Genomic DNA, 15,415 nt, shown 5'->3' on the forward strand with positions numbered 1-15,415 from the left:
ACTTCACGAATAATGCTCGATGGTCGATGACCATACTGCGCTTATTCGTTCCAGTAATTCGGGTCTAAACGCTTTTTGTCCCACTCTCCTTTTAAAACAAATACAATTAAATATATTTATTCAAATGATGCAATGTACTGTTTCATGTATTCAGGAAGATCTGGCGGTCTGCGACTTGAAATGATATGTCCATCTGTAATAGCTGGTGTATCATGCCAAATGGCTCCGGCATTAGTCATATCATCTTTAATTCCAGGAGTACTCGTAACGTTGACTCCATTAAGAATTCCAGCTGAGATCAGTACCCAACCAGCGTGGCAGATTTGTCCGATAGGTTTCTTTTGTTGATCAAAATATTGAATGAATTCAATAACTTTTGGAAAACGTCTTAATTTATCCGGTGACCATCCTCCAGGAACTAAAATGCCATCGTAGTCTTCTTTAATGATTTCTTCAAAACTATAATCAGACGTTACCGGCACCCCATATTTTCCATGATAAACGGTATCTTTCTTCTCGCCTACTAAATGTACAACAGCTCCAGCTTCTCTTAAACGAAGGACAGGATACCACAATTCTAAATCTTCAAAATCGTCACTAACTAAAGCGATAATCTTTTTATTTTCTACAGACATCTCTTAATTCCTCCTCAACAATTCAATATATGACTAGCACTAGTTTATCAATTCTACTAAAGGAGTGCAAATCTTGGATAACTTAAATCTGATCTTCAATAAACTCTTCCGTTAATTCCCGAACGGGTTCGCTTCCATAATCGTTGATAAAATCTTCTAAGATACCTAAAAAGATGCTTCCTTTTTTAGCTGTTCCTTCACTTTCATCTTCAAAAAAGCGAATAAAATAATTTTGATAATTTTTGTATCCATCTACAAATCCTAAACTTTTTATAAATCGATTTTCTTCTACTTCGGCTTCTAAATGAATATCTTGCTCTTTCAGCTCTTCACTCTGACTGATGATAAGTTCTATCAATTCATCTTTCGATAAACCATTAAGTGTTTTTGGATCCATGTATTCGTCTCCTTTGGTTTCATACTTCATTCATAATTGTAACTGCTTTTGAGTGAATTGCAAAAATCTTCTACTTTTCTACTTGGAAAGATTGAATGCTTCGATTGACCCTGCCCATTAAAACAAGTAAGAGTTGTTTTTCATCATCAGGCCAACTTTTAAAAATAGTACTGTATGCTTTCTCAAGTTCAAATGAAACCATTAAAAGCAATTGTCGTGCTTCAGGAGTTACTGAGAGTTGGCTAACTCTTTTGTCGATTCCTTGTTCTTTTAAAATAAACCCCTTTTTTTCTAATGCTTTAATTTGACGACTTAAAGTTGATTTATCTAATTCAGAATGGTTGGTCAATTCATTTAAAGTTATTTTTTCATCTTTTATAAAAGATATAATCAAGAATCCTGATTTAGTTATCTTATGTTTAGCAAGTAATTGTTTTTCTAATTTGACATAATTTTGACTAAATTCCATGAAACGGTGAATCAACGAATGTATCGGTATTTCAGGATGATTATCCATCTAAACGCTCCTGTCTAGGGTCAATTGTATCATACAACTAATATATGTGTATTATACAACTATCGATTAAGTTTGTACACTAAAACAAAATAGTCCAAGACAAGTGTCTTGGACTATTTGTTATCCTTATATTTTTTGGTAGTGTCATTTGTTTAACGACTTAATAAAAGCTCATCCGATAATTGACTGTTAGAGTCTGTGGCTGTTTGAAAAAGAACCAGTACATCTGGAACTGTTAAGTTCTTCTTTTCTTCTCCAGATAAATCAACAATCACTTTTCCACCATCGAGCATGATCAATCGATTGCCATATTTTAACGCATCGTTCATATTATGTGTGATCATTAGAGCTGTCAACTCTTCTTGTTCAATTCGTCTTTTAGTCAGTTCTAAAACGACTTTTGCTGTTTTAGGATCTAACGCTGCTGTATGCTCATCTAATAATAAAAGTTCTGGTTTATTCATCGTTGCCATTAACAGTGCAATAGATTGACGTTGACCACCAGACAGCAATCCCATTTCGCTATCCAAACGGTTTTCTAAACCTAAGCCTAATTCAGCTAAGACCTGTTTAAAGTACTCCCGCTCTTTATCCGATGTTCCTTTTCGAAGAGAACGTTTCTTTCCTCTACGATAGGCAATAGCTAAATTTTCACCTACAGTCATTCGAGGAGCGGTTCCCATAACTGGGTCTTGAAAGACACGACCAATTGATCCCGCACGTTTTTCTTCTTTCAAAGGAGTTAAATCTTTCTCTCCCAACAGGATAGAACCTTTATCAATCATAAAATTGCCAGCAATGCTGTTTAGCAATGTCGATTTCCCAGCTCCGTTTCCACCAATAATCGTAATGAAATCACCTTTTTTTACTTCTAAGGTTAAATCATTTAATACGGTATTTTGATTTGGCGTTCCTTTATTGAATTGTTTCGTTAGTCCTTTTAATGATAAAACTGGTGTACTAGTAGTCATCTTACAACAACTCCTTTTTTTGGAAGAAATTCAAATTATATTTTGTACGTATACTTGGTAATGCTAAACAGAAAGCTAAAATGATTGCTGAAATAAGTTTCAAATCATTTGGCTGTAATCCGATCAATAAGACGAACATGATGATAAAACGATAAATAATCGCTCCTAAAATGACACAAATCAGACGGTTAACAAAAGATAAGTTTCCAAAAATCACTTCACCAATAATAACTGAAGCTAGACCGATAACAATAGTTCCAATACCCATACTGATATCAGCATAGCCATTGTCTTGAGCAATAAGTGCTCCTGCAGCGGAAACCAGTCCATTTGAAAGCATAAGTCCGAGTATTTTAGTTTGATTGGTAGAAATTCCTAATGAACGTGCCATTTTTTCATTATCACCGGTTGCAATAACAGCTTGACCCAATTCTGTTTTGAAAAATAAGACCAATAATGTAATCACGATACAAACAAGAATGATCCCTAAGAAAATCGTATCAAATTGACTAGGTAGATTAAATCTAGTAAAGAAATCGGTTAATCTAGCCTCTCCAAGTAAACTCAAGTTAGCTCGTTGCATAATACGCAAATTAATAGAATATAAACCAGTCATCGTTAAAATTCCTGCTAATAATCCAGGAATATGAGCTTTTGTAATAAGAAACCCGGTAACTGCACCAGCCAAAGCTCCTATGACGAAGGCAATAGCGGTTGCAGTTAAAGGATGAACGCCTGAAATAATAAGTTGAGCACATACTGCAGCTCCTAAAGGAAAGGAACCCTCTGCTGTCATATCTGGTAAATCTAAAATACGATAAGTAATAAATATGCCTAAAGCCATCATGCCCCACAATAATCCTTGTGCTGTTGCTGTAACAATTAAATCCATTTGATTTCCCCCATTCTAGTTAAGTAAGCTATTCTTTAGCTTTTTCCAATACCTGAGTTGGAATAGTAATACCAAGCTGTTCAGCTTTTTCTTCATTGATAATGATATCCCCTTGATCGAGATAGCGAATAGGAGTCGTTGAAGGATCTGCATCACCATTTAAAATAGCTACTACCATTTCACCGGTCAAACGACCTAATTCGTATTGATCTAATCCAACAGTTGCTAAACCGCCTTCTTCTACCATAGTATCTACAGCTGGAAAAACTGGGATCAGATTTGAATCTGCAGCCGACACTAATGTGTTCATTGCACTAGCTATCGTATTATCGGTAGGTACCCATATAGCGTCAACTTGTGCAGCTAAGGTAGATGCTACCTGAGCAACATCGTTCGTTGAAGAAACCGTCATGACCTGAGTATCCAATCCCATTTCTTCAGCAATCTCAATGGCTTGATCAGCTTGTACAATGGAATTGTCTTCACTTGATGAATATAAAATACCGATTGTTTGAGCTTCTGGTAAAATTTCCTTGATCAAAGAAAATTGTTCTTTAATGGGTGTTAAGTCACTCACCCCTGTAATATTCCCACCAGGAGCTTCATTGCTTTTAACTAATCCAGACCCCTCAGGATCTGTAACAGCACCTAACACGATAGGAATATCTTGAGAGCTGTTCGCTAATGCTTGAGCTGAAGGAGTTGCTATACCGACCATCACATCAGCTCCTCTACTAACAAATCGAGTACTCATCGAATTTAAGTTGCTTTGGTCACCTTGAGCATTTTGAAAATCCAATGTCATTGTTTCTCCGTCAATATAACCCGCATCATTTAACTCATCTACAATTCCTTTATAAATGAGGTCAAGAGCTGGATGACTTGTCAGTTGTAGAATACCGACCATCGGTTTTTCCTCTTTTGTAACTGTTTCAGTTTTAGTAGTAAAAAAAGCAACCGTTAAAAGTGCTACTAAACAAATAATGAAGCCAATCATTTTTTTCATATCCTTCATCCTCCAATATTGATTACGTTTTATTTAACATTACCAACAAAATCGCCATCGTTTCTTTTCCATTGTACACACTCCAATAATCAAAATAAAAAAACAGCTGCCACAAATGATCCGTGGAAGCTGTTTTTATGCAAAACAAAATCCACATAGAAATAGAATTAAGTATTCTCTCTATGTGGATTGGAAGTCTAGCCTGTCTTCAAATAAACCAACATAGATACATACATTCAGTACACTGAAGGTTGCATCTATGAACGTTCTCATGGATCAACCTATCTATCTTGGCTTTGCCAACTGCTATTCAATTGTCCATTATAAGATAAGTTATTTAGCATCCTGAGAACTCCTTTGCTGTTTTTCTATTACGATAATCTTACTAGTTGTCTTCTGGCGTGTCAAGCAATAAAATGAGAATTACATGAACAATTAACAATCTGATAAATAAATTGGTCGGCCTGATCTAGGTTGTAGTGGTCTATTTGTTTTCCCAACATTTCGTTTAAAGGCTTGAAGTAAACCTTGTCTCATATAGGTTTGGTGCCGGAATACGATCCACTCTATAGGACCGGACGTTGGAGGCGTGGTTAATGATCCAGTATAATGATAAAACTGTTTTTTTTCTGGCAACAGACGGCTCAATTCGATTGGAACAGTCAAGCCTCTTCCCGCGATACGCGGATGTAGAGCTCTCTCATCTATTGCTGCTAATGTAGTATTCATCGGGCGTTCTGAAGGCAGTACAGTGACTCCTACAACGAGAAGTTCATTTTTTACAGAACGGTGCACCAAATGAAATTCTAACGGAAAAGATTCTTGGTTGATTTCATGCTCACTCGGCAAATGAAAATGTAAATCTTCTAAAAAATATTTTTTATGGTTAAAGGTGACAAAGTTGACTTTTTCATTTGTTTTTGGCGATAAATGAACCGTATGATTAAAAAACGACGATTCAAATAACGTTCTCTTGTAATCAAATCTCAGTGCATACTGTGAGATAGTTAAGTTTGCTTGATCATCATCTAATGCGATTGGCGATTGTAAACATTCTGTTTCTGCTTGGTAAAAGGCCGAACAAATGGTTTTCCAATTGTCTGGACCTCTATCTCCTTGGTAATTCCATTCCATTTGTTTCCCTCCTAGAGTTTCCAATAATTATTGTATCTTTTTTTATTCTTACTATGCAACTATTTGTATCCAACTTTCTGCTAACCATTTTTAATAAAAAAATGGTATACTGATAAATACAGCACGATTAAGGCTGATTTAGTTAAAAAGTTAAATAGAATCGATTCAACTAATCGATCATGAAAGAAGGGAAATACATGTCATTTGATGGTATTTTTACCCATGCGATGGTAAATGAGTTAAGCGAAGCATTAAAAAATGGACGAGTGTCAAAAATCCATCAACCTTATCCAAACGAAATAGTTGTTGTTATGCGAGCAAATGGGAAAAATCACAAATTACTCTTATCTGCTCACCCAAGCTATGCACGTATTCAACTAACAGAGATTCCTTATGAAAATCCTAGCTCTCCTCCAAATTTTTGTATGATTATGAGGAAACATCTTGAAGGAGCTATCCTAGAAGATATTCAACAAGTAGGCAATGACCGTGTTATTCATTTTAGGTTTAAGAGCCGTGATGAAATTGGTGATGTTCAAAATGTTATCTTGATTGTAGAGTTGATGGGCCGACACAGTAACATTCTTCTAATCGAGCAAGATACACAGCGTATTTTAGATACGATCAAACATGTACCGACGAGTCAAAATTCATTCCGGTTTATTATGCCCGGTGCTACCTACCAATCTCCTCCTCACCAAGATAAATTGAATCCTTTTGAAACAAGCAGTTCTGAATTAGCTGAATTAATAACAGCGTTTGAAGATCCAGATTTGCCTTATGAAAAACGATTGCAGCAAATTTATCAAGGGATCGGTGCAGATACAGCAAAAGAACTCTTTTACCGTAGTGAAAATAATGTGGAAAATTTATCGGTCTTATTTGATTCATTTATGGATACTGTGCGCAGTGGAAATATCTCTCCGACCTTAACGATCGGTTCTAAAAAAGAATTTTTCACCCCACTTCCTTATCTAAGCATCGAAGGAGAACATGTGGGTTATCCTTCTTTAAGCAAACTACTTGATAAGTACTATGAGAGTAAAGCAGATCGAGACCGTGTTCAGCAGCAAGGATCAGATTTAATTCATTTGATTCAAGTCGAACTTCAACGAAATAAGAAAAAAATGAAAAAACTTCAAAAGACACTTGATGAAACTGAATTAGCCGATGAATACAGAGTCCAAGGGGAATTGTTAACAGCTTATCTCTACAAGATGACTAAAGGACAAAAAGAAGTTACGTTAACCAATTTTTATGATAATGAAAAACCTATGACGATTTCTCTTGATCCTAGAAAAACACCTTCTCAAAATGCACAAAAATATTTTTCAAAATACCAAAAATTAAAAAATGCCATTGCATACGTCAATGAGCAAATGCGCTTAACTAAAGAAGAAATCGATTATTTGGAGTCTGTCTCAACACAACTAGAATTAGCTACTCCAAAAGACATCGCTGAGATTAAAGAAGAATTGATACAACAAGGCTATATGAAGAAAAAGAAATCCAAGAAAAAACAAAAACAAGCTAAATTAAGTCAACCGGATCTTTACCGTTCTTCCGATGGCACACCCATTTTAGTAGGGAAAAACAATTTGCAAAATGATCAATTAACCCTTAAAACTGCTCGGAAATCAGATATTTGGTTGCACACCAAAAATATTCCAGGTTCACATGTAATCATTCAGTCTGCTGATCCTAGTGAAGAAACAATTTTAGAAGCGGCTAATATTGCTGCGTACTTCTCAAAATCACAGTTGTCCGCATCTGTTCCGGTAGATTATGTCGACGTGAAAAAAATTCGAAAACCAAATGGAGCAAAACCTGGATTTGTGATCTATGAGGGTCAACGTACAGTTTATGTTACCCCAGATAAAGAGTTAGTTAATCGCCTAAAAGAATGATTATTACACTTATTTTTAAACTTAAAAGCAACGTATCCCTACTGCAACACTAGGGATACGTTGCTTTTTTTAGTTGTTCGACCAATTCACTGGATCTTTTTTCCATTCTTGTAGCAGTGCTATCTCAGACTCTTTAATCATTCCTCTTTCAAAAGCTGTTTCAATCAGTGCAGAATAATGAGTTAATGTAACTAATGGAAGCTTGTTTTTTTCGAAATTTTTTTTTCCTTGTGGCAGCTCATAATTAAAGATGGCTGCTACACCTAGAATATCTGCTCCTTCACTAGCTGCTGCCTGCGCAGCTTCGATGACACTTCCACCTGTAGAAATTAAATCTTCAATCACAACCATTTTTTGATTATGCGATATTCGGCCTTCGATTTGATTCCCTTTACCGTGATCTTTTGCCTTGCTCCGAATGTATACCATAGGCAGGTCAAGCAAATCAGCTACCCATGCAGCATGTGGAATGCCTGCAGTAGCTGTTCCAGCAATGACTTCTACTTCTGGATAGTGGGTAGTAATCATTTTTGCTAACCCTTGTGCTATTTCTCGTCTTACGGCTGGATAACTCATCGTAATGCGGTTGTCACAGTAAATCGGACTTTTCATTCCACTGGCCCAAGTAAAAGGATCTGTTGGATTTAAACTTACTGCGTCAATCGATAATAGTTGTTCAGCAATTCGTTTTTCACTAGTCATGATCCTTATCGCCTCCTTGCCATTGTTCTTTTATTGCATGATAGGCAGCCACCGGATTCTCTACCTGAGTTATGGGACGGCCAACAACGATCATGGACGCACCACTTTCTCTAGCACTCGATGGCGTAGCAATTCTTTTTTGATCGCCAACAGTTGATTCAGCTAAACGTATACCCGGTGTGACACATAAAAATTCTTTTCCAGTCGCTTCCTTGATACTTTTCGCTTCTAGAGCTGAACAAACAACACCGTCTAAACCAGCTGACTGAGTTAATTTAGCGTAATGAAGAACACTTTCCATTAAGGATACAGAAAACAACTGGTCTTGCTGCATCATAGTTTGTGTGGTAGATGTCAATTGAGTGACCGCAATCAATTTAGCCGGTTGCTTGCCTGTTGGAGTACCTGAAAGCAACCCTTCCATTGCAGCTTCCATCATGGATTTACCGCCAGCAGCATGGACATTAATCATATCAACGCCCATGGCTGCTATTCCCTTCATTGATCGTTGAACAGTATTCGGGATATCGTGCAGTTTTAGATCTAAAAAAACATCATGACCTAATTGTTTAAGTTTCGTCACAATTTCAGGACCATTTTGGTAAAACAGTTCCATGCCAACTTTAACAACTAACGGTTCATCCTTAAACTGGTCTAAGAAATGAGTTACTTGAGATAACGTTGAGAAATCTAAGGCAATGATTGGTCTACTTTCCATCTCTTTGCCCCTCCTTTACTTCTTTCACTAGCGATTCAATCGACTCAATACCGAGTTCATCCATTCGTTTAGGTAAATCTTCAATCAATTCTTTGCAAATCATAGGATTAGCATAATTAGCTGTACCGATTGCAACTGCGCTAGCGCCGGCCATGAACATCTCCAGCACATCATCCACGGTTGAAATACCGCCCATTCCAATAATCGGAATGGAGACTGCACGAGAGACTTGATAGACCATCCGGATAGCGATCGGCTTGACAGCTGGACCGGAAAGGCCACCTGTTTTATTTGCTAAGATTGGTCTCTTGGTCTCAACATCAATACTCATTACCAATAAGGTATTGATCATGCTGATGCCGTCTGCCCCACCTTTTTCAGCAGCTTGAGCGATTTCGACAATATTGGTTACATTTGGGGTTAGTTTAATATAAATCGGAACCGTGGAAACAGCTTTTACTGCTTTTGTGATGTCGTACACTGATTCAGGTTTAGAACCAAACGTTAACCCGCCCTCTTTGACATTGGGGCAGGATACATTGATTTCAAGTGCATGAACGGTTGGTGATTGACATAATTTTTTTGTAACTTCAATATATTCTTCAATGGTTGTACCGGCAACACTAGCAATCACGGGTGTTTCAAATTTAGCTAATAACGGTAATTTCTCAGCTACAATCACGTCCACTCCTGGGTTTTTTAAGCCTACCGCATTTAAAACGCCATTTTCTAAGTGATGATAACGCGGATTCGCATTTCCTTTTCGTGCATCAATTGTCGTTGACTTGATAATAATGGCTCCTAATACAGTGTAGTCATATTGATCCAAATAAAGTTCGCCAAACCCAAATGTTCCACTGGCTGGCATAATAGGATTTTTCAAATCTAACCCTGGTAATTTTACTGCTAAGCGATTCATTTTCTAACCCCCGTTTAGTTCTTTTTATCCTTATTTCAAAAAATTCTCACTTTATAATGGACTAGTCATAAAATTACGCGACTCAAGCACGTTAAGAATGGCCGATACTGTATCGAGTGACGTTAACAAGGGAATACCTTGTTCAATAGCTGTTTTCCGAATGATTTCTCCATCGTTGATCACTCCAATTCCGGTAGTCATCGTATTGATCACTACTTGAATGGCGTTACTTTGAATGAGGTCCAACACTGTTTCATCGGTATCTTGCTGTAGTTTAGCCACAATTTGAATCGGCAAGTGGTGTTCGGCAAAAAACTGTCCTGTTCCTTCAGTTGTCACAATCGTATAGCCAATGTCGTAAAATCGCTTAGCTAAAATCAAGGATTCTTCTTTGTCTTCATCGGAAATCGTAAACAATACCGTTCCGTGATCATGCAAATGCATGTAGCTTCCTTCAAAGGCTTTATAAAGGGCCTTCTCCATCGTTGTATCACTTCCCATGACTTCTCCTGTAGATTTCATCTCTGGCCCTAATAAGGCATCTACTTTTTGCAGTTTCGTAAACGAGAACACTGGAGCTTTTACGTGAATCAAAGCCGACTCTTTATATAACCCATCCTTGTAGCCTTGTGCCTTAAGAGATTGACCTAAAATTGCTTTAGTTGCGACTTGAGCCATTGGAATCCCTGTGACTTTACTTAAAAATGGCACGGTCCGACTTGCCCGAGGGTTAACTTCTATGACGTAAACAGTGTTGTCATGCAGGACAAATTGAACGTTCATCATGCCGATACAATTCAAACCGAGTGCCAATCGAGTGGTGTAATCTACAATCGTATCTTGGATTTCTTTTGATAAGGACTGTGGAGGGTACACTGCCATCGAATCCCCCGAGTGGACGCCTGAACGTTCGATGTGTTCCATGATCCCAGGGATAAGAACGGATTCCCCATCGCAGATAGCGTCTACTTCAACTTCTTTTCCTACTAAGTATCGGTCGATTAATACTGGGTGCTCTGGAGAAGCCTTTACAGCATTTCGCATGTAATTTTCTAAATCTGGCTGAGTATATACAATTTGCATGCCCCGGCCGCCTAAAACGTAACTTGGACGAACTAAAACGGGGTATCCGATTCGATCCGCAATCACTACTGCTTCACTTTCGGTTGTAGCCGTATCCCCTAGAGGCTGAGGCACCTGTAGTTCATTCAGTGCTTGTTCAAATAAATTTCGGTTTTCTGCGCGATCTAAATCTTCTACACTCGTTCCTAGTAATGTAATCCCCATCTTCGTTAGAGGTTCTGCCAGATTAATAGCTGTTTGCCCTCCGAACTGAACAATAACTCCTATCGGCTGCTCTAGACGAATGACATGCATGACATCTTCTAGTGTCAAAGGTTCAAAATAGAGTTTGTCTGAAATGGAGAAGTCTGTTGAAACGGTTTCTGGATTACTGTTCATGATAATCGCTTCATATCCTGCTTGTTGGATGGCTTTAACAGAATGGACCGTAGCATAATCAAATTCAACTCCTTGTCCGATTCGAATGGGACCTGATCCTAGTACTAAGACAGATTTTTTATCTGAGACAATGCTCTCGTTTTCTTCTTCATACGTACTATAAAAATAAGGCGTATTGGAATCAAACTCTGCAGCACAAGTATCGACTGTTTTATAAACAGGGACGATGTCGTTCGCGTAACGCAATTCCATTACCTCACGCTCATCTGTTTTCCATAACTGTGCAATAGCCTTATCTGAGAAGCCGTACTCTTTTGCTGTAGTCAGGACATCAATAGCCTGGACATTTTCTTTTAGTTCATCTTCCAACTCCACAATATGAAGCATTTTATCTAAGAAAAACAAATCAATTTTAGTTAAATTAGCTAAGTCTTCAATCGTGTACCCACGTCGTATGCCTTCTGCTAAATAGAATAAGCGATCATCTTCAGCTTTAATAATTTTTTCAATCAATACTTCGTCCGTTGCTAGTGAAGCTTCTTCTAATAAGATATGAGAGACGCCTATTTCAAGTGAACGAACCGCTTTTAATAGGGCTTCTTCAATTGTCCGACCGATTGCCATAACTTCTCCTGTAGCCTTCATTTGAGTTCCTAATCTTCGGTCACCTTGTTCAAACTTATCGAATGGCCAACGCGGGATTTTTGCGACGACATAATCTAAAGCCGGCTCGAATTCAGCATACGTAGTTCCGGTTACTGGGTTTTTCATTTCATCCAAAGTTAAACCAACAGCGATTTTTGCGGCTAGCTTAGCAATCGGGTAGCCTGTTGCCTTACTTGCTAAAGCTGAGGAACGACTGACACGTGGATTCACTTCAATGATGTAGTAGTTGAAGCTATCTGGATCGAGTGCTAGTTGGACATTGCACCCTCCTTCAATACCTAAAGCGCGAATGATTTTTAATGAAGAGTCGCGCAACATTTGGTGTTCTTTATCGGTTAAGGTCTGAGTCGGAGCAAAGACGATGGAGTCTCCTGTATGAATCCCAACAGGGTCAAAGTTTTCCATGTTGCAGACAACAATCGCATTGTCATTTTTGTCTCGCATCACTTCGTACTCGATTTCTTTGTATCCCGCAATACTGATTTCGACTAGACATTGGTTTACTGGCGATAATTTCAATCCATTTTTAACGATTTCCTTCAACTCTTCCTCGTTATCACAAATTCCTCCACCAGTTCCTCCCATTGTAAATGCAGGGCGAACGATTAAGGGGAAGCCAATTTGTTCAGCGAACGTCAATGCTTCTACAACAGTATGAACGATTTCACTTTCAGGAACGGGTTCATTCAGTTCTTTCATCAATGTCCGAAACAAATCTCTGTCCTCAGCTTGATCGATAGCACTTAATTTTGTTCCCAGCAATTCGATGCCCAACTCTTCTAGTATGCCAGAATTGGATAATTCCATCGCCATATTCAGTCCTGTTTGACCACCTAATGTGGGTACAATGGCATCTGGACGTTCCTTACGCAGGATTTGTGAAACAAATTCTAACGTGAGGGGTTCAATGTACACTTTGTCGGCAATTTCTTTATCCGTCATAATGGTTGCTGGATTTGAGTTGACCAATACAACTTCATAACCTTCTTCTTTTAATGCTAGACACGCTTGAGTACCTGCGTAATCAAATTCAGCTGCTTGACCAATAACAATCGGTCCTGATCCAATAACCATGATTTTAGTTAAGTCTATCCGTTTAGGCATTCTTTTTTGTCTCCTTCCAAGCATCCATTAATTCCATAAATTGATCAAATAAGTGAGCTGCATCATGTGGCCCAGGTGCTGCATCTGGATGATACTGGACACTGAAGACTGGATGGTAGCGGTGCTTGACTCCTTCTACTGTTCCGTCATTCAATTCGATATGTGTCACAAGCAGTTTTTCTTTATCAATCGAAGCTGCATCAACGGCATATCCATGATTTTGTGACGTGAAATCAATTCTTCCTGTTGCGATCTCTTTCACCGGATGATTAAATCCACGGTGCCCAAACTTCATTTTAAATGTACTGGCTCCATTTGCTAAAGCAATCAATTGGTGACCTAAACAAATTCCAAATACTGGGAGTTTTTCTTGGATTTCTTGGATCATGGTTAATACATGTGGCACTGATGTAGGATCTCCTGGTCCATTGGTCAACATGACTCCATCTGGTTGTAGACTCAATATGGTTTCAGCACTGGTATTGTATGGCAAAACCGTCACGTGACAGTCCCGTTGGTTTAATTCGTTCAAGATACTGTGTTTCAGTCCAAAATCAATGACAACGACGTTTTTTCCCTTTCCAGGGCTGACATAAGAACGAGTAGTAGAGACTTGGGCAACTTGATTAGATGGCAGCACGGTGGCTTTTAATTGATCAAAAGCATGTCTAAGATCATCTTCTGCATCAATAATCATTCCGCGCATAGTGCCGTGTTCCCGAATAATCCGTGTTAGTTTCCTTGTATCTACACCGGCTAAACCAGGGATTTTTTTATTTTTTAAAAATTCATCTAAACTCATTTGACTTCTCCAGTTGGAAGGAACGCGGGCAAATTCTTTTACGATGACCGCTTTTGTGGTGGGATCAATCGATTCATAATCGTCACGATTGATTCCTGCGTTTCCAATCAATGGATAGGTGAAGACTAACATTTGGCCATTGTATGACTGATCTGTGATCGATTCTTGGTAACCGGTCATTCCAGTTGAAAAAACGACTTCTCCGGTTGCGTCACTTGCAGCCCCAAATCCTCTTCCTTTAAAAATACTTCCGTCTTCTAGCAGCAATAATCGATTCATTGTACGGATCCCTCCTGATAAACTAATTTCCCATCAACGAATGTCATTGTGGTCGTCCCTTTAACAGACCATCCTATAAAGGGGGTATTCGTGGCCAAAGAAAGAAAGTCTTCAGCTATTATCTCTTTAGGCGTTGAGAGATCGAAAAAGGCTAAATCGGCTTTTTGACCGACTTCAATCGTTCCACCGTCTAAATGAAAGAGTCTTGCTGGTTTATAGGCCATCCAATCAATCAGTTGAGCAAGGGTTACGACTCCTTTTTCTACTAAGTGCGTGTAGAGTAAGGAAAAAGCTGTTTCACTGCCTACGATGCCAAATGGTGAATCGACCATTCCACCAGCTTTTTCTTCTTTGCTATGTGGGGCATGGTCGGTTGCGATGATATCGATTGTGCCATCCAACAAGCCGTCGATTAATGCTTGACGGTCTTCTTTCCCTCTTAATGGAGGATTCATTTTATAAATACTGGTATCATTTGGAATGTCATCTTCTGTCAACAATAAATGATGGGGTGCAACTTCAGCAGTCACATGAATACCCGCACGTTTTGCATCACGTATGACTCTTACGCTTTCTTTGGTTGAAACATGACAGACATGGTAATGAGCGCCAGTTGCTTCACTGAGCAATACATCTCGGGCAATTTGACTCGCTTCAGCCACATTCAAGATTCCTGGCAGTCCCAACGTTTGATTGCGTGTCCCTTCGTGCATGACTCCTCCAAACAGTAAGGAATCGTCTTCTGTATGTGCCACGATAATGGTGTTGTTTTTTGCGGCTTCCTTCATAGCTAAATACATCGTACCAGCTGTCTGCACTCCTACTCCATCATTGGTAAAGGCAAATGCTCCAGCTTCCAACAACTCTTTTTGATTGGTTAATGTTTCACTACGTAGACCCATTGTAATTGGTGCATACTGTTTAACCTTTACCACAGCATCTCGAGCAATCTTTTCTTGAAGAGTTTGCATTTTCTCAGCTGTATCCGGTTCTGGTTGGACATTGGGCATAGCGCAAACCGTTGTGAATCCGCCACGTGCGGCTGCCATCGTTCCTGTCTTAATGGTTTCTTTATACGAAAACCCTGGTTCTCTTAAATGAACATGGACATCAATCAAGCCGGGAGCGACTAATGCTCCGCGAGCATCAATGGTCTTATCCGTATCTTGGATAAGCGATGTTAAATCTGATCCAATAGCTTGGATTTCTTCTCCATCGATCAACAGTTCAATGGGCTGATAGTTTTCATTTTTGGTTAACATCATGGCATTTTTAATCCAGATCGTCATGGCTTCATCTCCTGAG

General features: G+C 38.7%; 14 protein-coding genes. 1 reads left to right on the forward strand and 13 read right to left on the reverse strand.

What is annotated here, in order from left to right:
* Window positions 1-116: 116 nt before the first annotated feature.
* From ABS916_RS00005 to ABS916_RS00035, 7 genes are all read right to left on the reverse strand, one after another.
* A complete protein-coding gene (locus ABS916_RS00005; protein ID WP_350449972.1) occupies window positions 117-635 on the reverse strand; it encodes a type 1 glutamine amidotransferase domain-containing protein in 519 nt (172 codons plus the stop codon).
* An 82-nt stretch (window positions 636-717) separates the two neighbouring features.
* The gene (locus ABS916_RS00010; protein WP_350449973.1) at window positions 718-1,062 is read right to left on the reverse strand and encodes a hypothetical protein; all 345 of its coding nucleotides are present in this window, start codon (window positions 1,060-1,062) and stop codon (window positions 718-720) included.
* Between the two features lie 40 nt (window positions 1,063-1,102).
* A complete protein-coding gene (locus tag ABS916_RS00015) occupies window positions 1,103-1,549 on the reverse strand; it encodes a MarR family winged helix-turn-helix transcriptional regulator (protein WP_350449974.1) in 447 nt (148 codons plus the stop codon).
* A gap of 152 nt (window positions 1,550-1,701) precedes the next feature.
* Window positions 1,702-2,520 carry an ABC transporter ATP-binding protein gene (locus ABS916_RS00020; RefSeq protein ID WP_035023036.1) on the reverse strand — a complete coding sequence of 273 codons (819 nt, stop codon included), beginning with the start codon at window positions 2,518-2,520 and terminating at the stop codon, window positions 1,702-1,704.
* A 1-nt stretch (window position 2,521) separates the two neighbouring features.
* The gene (locus ABS916_RS00025) at window positions 2,522-3,412 is read right to left on the reverse strand and encodes an ABC transporter permease (protein ID WP_350449975.1); all 891 of its coding nucleotides are present in this window, start codon (window positions 3,410-3,412) and stop codon (window positions 2,522-2,524) included.
* A gap of 28 nt (window positions 3,413-3,440) precedes the next feature.
* Window positions 3,441-4,418: a tryptophan ABC transporter substrate-binding protein gene (trpX, locus tag ABS916_RS00030; protein WP_350449976.1), complete on the reverse strand. Its 978-nt coding sequence runs from the start codon at window positions 4,416-4,418 to the stop codon at window positions 3,441-3,443.
* Between the two features lie 435 nt (window positions 4,419-4,853).
* The gene (locus tag ABS916_RS00035; RefSeq protein ID WP_350449977.1) at window positions 4,854-5,552 is read right to left on the reverse strand and encodes a carbonic anhydrase family protein; all 699 of its coding nucleotides are present in this window, start codon (window positions 5,550-5,552) and stop codon (window positions 4,854-4,856) included.
* Between the two features lie 197 nt (window positions 5,553-5,749).
* Here ABS916_RS00035 and ABS916_RS00040 point away from each other — a divergent pair, with 197 nt between their 5' ends.
* Window positions 5,750-7,459, forward strand: coding sequence for an NFACT RNA binding domain-containing protein (locus tag ABS916_RS00040; protein WP_350450369.1), 1,710 nt, complete (start codon window positions 5,750-5,752; stop codon window positions 7,457-7,459).
* A gap of 69 nt (window positions 7,460-7,528) precedes the next feature.
* Here ABS916_RS00040 and pyrE read toward each other — a convergent pair whose 3' ends face one another.
* Genes pyrE through pyrC form a run of 6 tightly spaced genes read right to left on the reverse strand, consistent with a single transcriptional unit; the run spans window position 7,529 to window position 15,399 of the window.
* Complete coding sequence (gene pyrE / locus ABS916_RS00045; RefSeq protein WP_350449978.1) at window positions 7,529-8,161, reverse strand: orotate phosphoribosyltransferase; 633 nt, start codon at window positions 8,159-8,161, stop codon at window positions 7,529-7,531.
* Complete coding sequence (gene pyrF, locus ABS916_RS00050; protein ID WP_350449979.1) at window positions 8,154-8,879, reverse strand: orotidine-5'-phosphate decarboxylase; 726 nt, start codon at window positions 8,877-8,879, stop codon at window positions 8,154-8,156. The genes pyrE and pyrF overlap by 8 nt, the downstream gene beginning before the upstream one ends.
* The gene (locus ABS916_RS00055; protein WP_350449980.1) at window positions 8,869-9,798 is read right to left on the reverse strand and encodes a dihydroorotate dehydrogenase; all 930 of its coding nucleotides are present in this window, start codon (window positions 9,796-9,798) and stop codon (window positions 8,869-8,871) included. The genes pyrF and ABS916_RS00055 overlap by 11 nt, the downstream gene beginning before the upstream one ends.
* A gap of 51 nt (window positions 9,799-9,849) precedes the next feature.
* A complete protein-coding gene (gene carB / locus ABS916_RS00060) occupies window positions 9,850-13,029 on the reverse strand; it encodes a carbamoyl-phosphate synthase large subunit (RefSeq protein ID WP_350449981.1) in 3,180 nt (1,059 codons plus the stop codon).
* Window positions 13,022-14,110, reverse strand: coding sequence for a carbamoyl phosphate synthase small subunit (locus tag ABS916_RS00065; RefSeq protein WP_350449982.1), 1,089 nt, complete (start codon window positions 14,108-14,110; stop codon window positions 13,022-13,024). The genes carB and ABS916_RS00065 overlap by 8 nt, the downstream gene beginning before the upstream one ends.
* Complete coding sequence (gene pyrC / locus ABS916_RS00070) at window positions 14,107-15,399, reverse strand: dihydroorotase (protein ID WP_350449983.1); 1,293 nt, start codon at window positions 15,397-15,399, stop codon at window positions 14,107-14,109. The genes ABS916_RS00065 and pyrC overlap by 4 nt, the downstream gene beginning before the upstream one ends.
* Window positions 15,400-15,415: the final 16 nt, after the last annotated feature.

It is taken from the genome of Carnobacterium sp. (assembly GCF_040274945.1).
In the GTDB taxonomy this organism is placed as follows: Bacteria; Bacillota; Bacilli; order Lactobacillales; family Carnobacteriaceae; genus Carnobacterium_B.

Excerpts from the sequence above, each read along its gene's own strand:
- ABS916_RS00005 (WP_350449972.1), bottom strand. The coding sequence starts at position 635 with ATGTCTGTAGAAAATAAAAAGATTATCGCTTTAGTTAGTGACGATTTT.
- ABS916_RS00010 (WP_350449973.1), bottom strand. The coding sequence starts at position 1,062 with ATGAAGTATGAAACCAAAGGAGACGAATACATGGATCCAAAAACACTT.
- ABS916_RS00015 (WP_350449974.1), bottom strand. The coding sequence starts at position 1,549 with ATGGATAATCATCCTGAAATACCGATACATTCGTTGATTCACCGTTTC.
- ABS916_RS00020 (WP_035023036.1), bottom strand. The coding sequence starts at position 2,520 with ATGACTACTAGTACACCAGTTTTATCATTAAAAGGACTAACGAAACAA.
- ABS916_RS00025 (WP_350449975.1), bottom strand. The coding sequence starts at position 3,412 with ATGGATTTAATTGTTACAGCAACAGCACAAGGATTATTGTGGGGCATG.
- trpX (WP_350449976.1), bottom strand. The coding sequence starts at position 4,418 with ATGAAAAAAATGATTGGCTTCATTATTTGTTTAGTAGCACTTTTAACG.
- ABS916_RS00035 (WP_350449977.1), bottom strand. The coding sequence starts at position 5,552 with ATGGAATGGAATTACCAAGGAGATAGAGGTCCAGACAATTGGAAAACC.
- ABS916_RS00040 (WP_350450369.1), top strand. The coding sequence starts at position 5,750 with ATGTCATTTGATGGTATTTTTACCCATGCGATGGTAAATGAGTTAAGC.
- pyrE (WP_350449978.1), bottom strand. The coding sequence starts at position 8,161 with ATGACTAGTGAAAAACGAATTGCTGAACAACTATTATCGATTGACGCA.
- pyrF (WP_350449979.1), bottom strand. The coding sequence starts at position 8,879 with ATGGAAAGTAGACCAATCATTGCCTTAGATTTCTCAACGTTATCTCAA.
- ABS916_RS00055 (WP_350449980.1), bottom strand. The coding sequence starts at position 9,798 with ATGAATCGCTTAGCAGTAAAATTACCAGGGTTAGATTTGAAAAATCCT.
- carB (WP_350449981.1), bottom strand. The coding sequence starts at position 13,029 with ATGCCTAAACGGATAGACTTAACTAAAATCATGGTTATTGGATCAGGA.
- ABS916_RS00065 (WP_350449982.1), bottom strand. The coding sequence starts at position 14,110 with ATGAATCGATTATTGCTGCTAGAAGACGGAAGTATTTTTAAAGGAAGA.
- pyrC (WP_350449983.1), bottom strand. The coding sequence starts at position 15,399 with ATGACGATCTGGATTAAAAATGCCATGATGTTAACCAAAAATGAAAAC.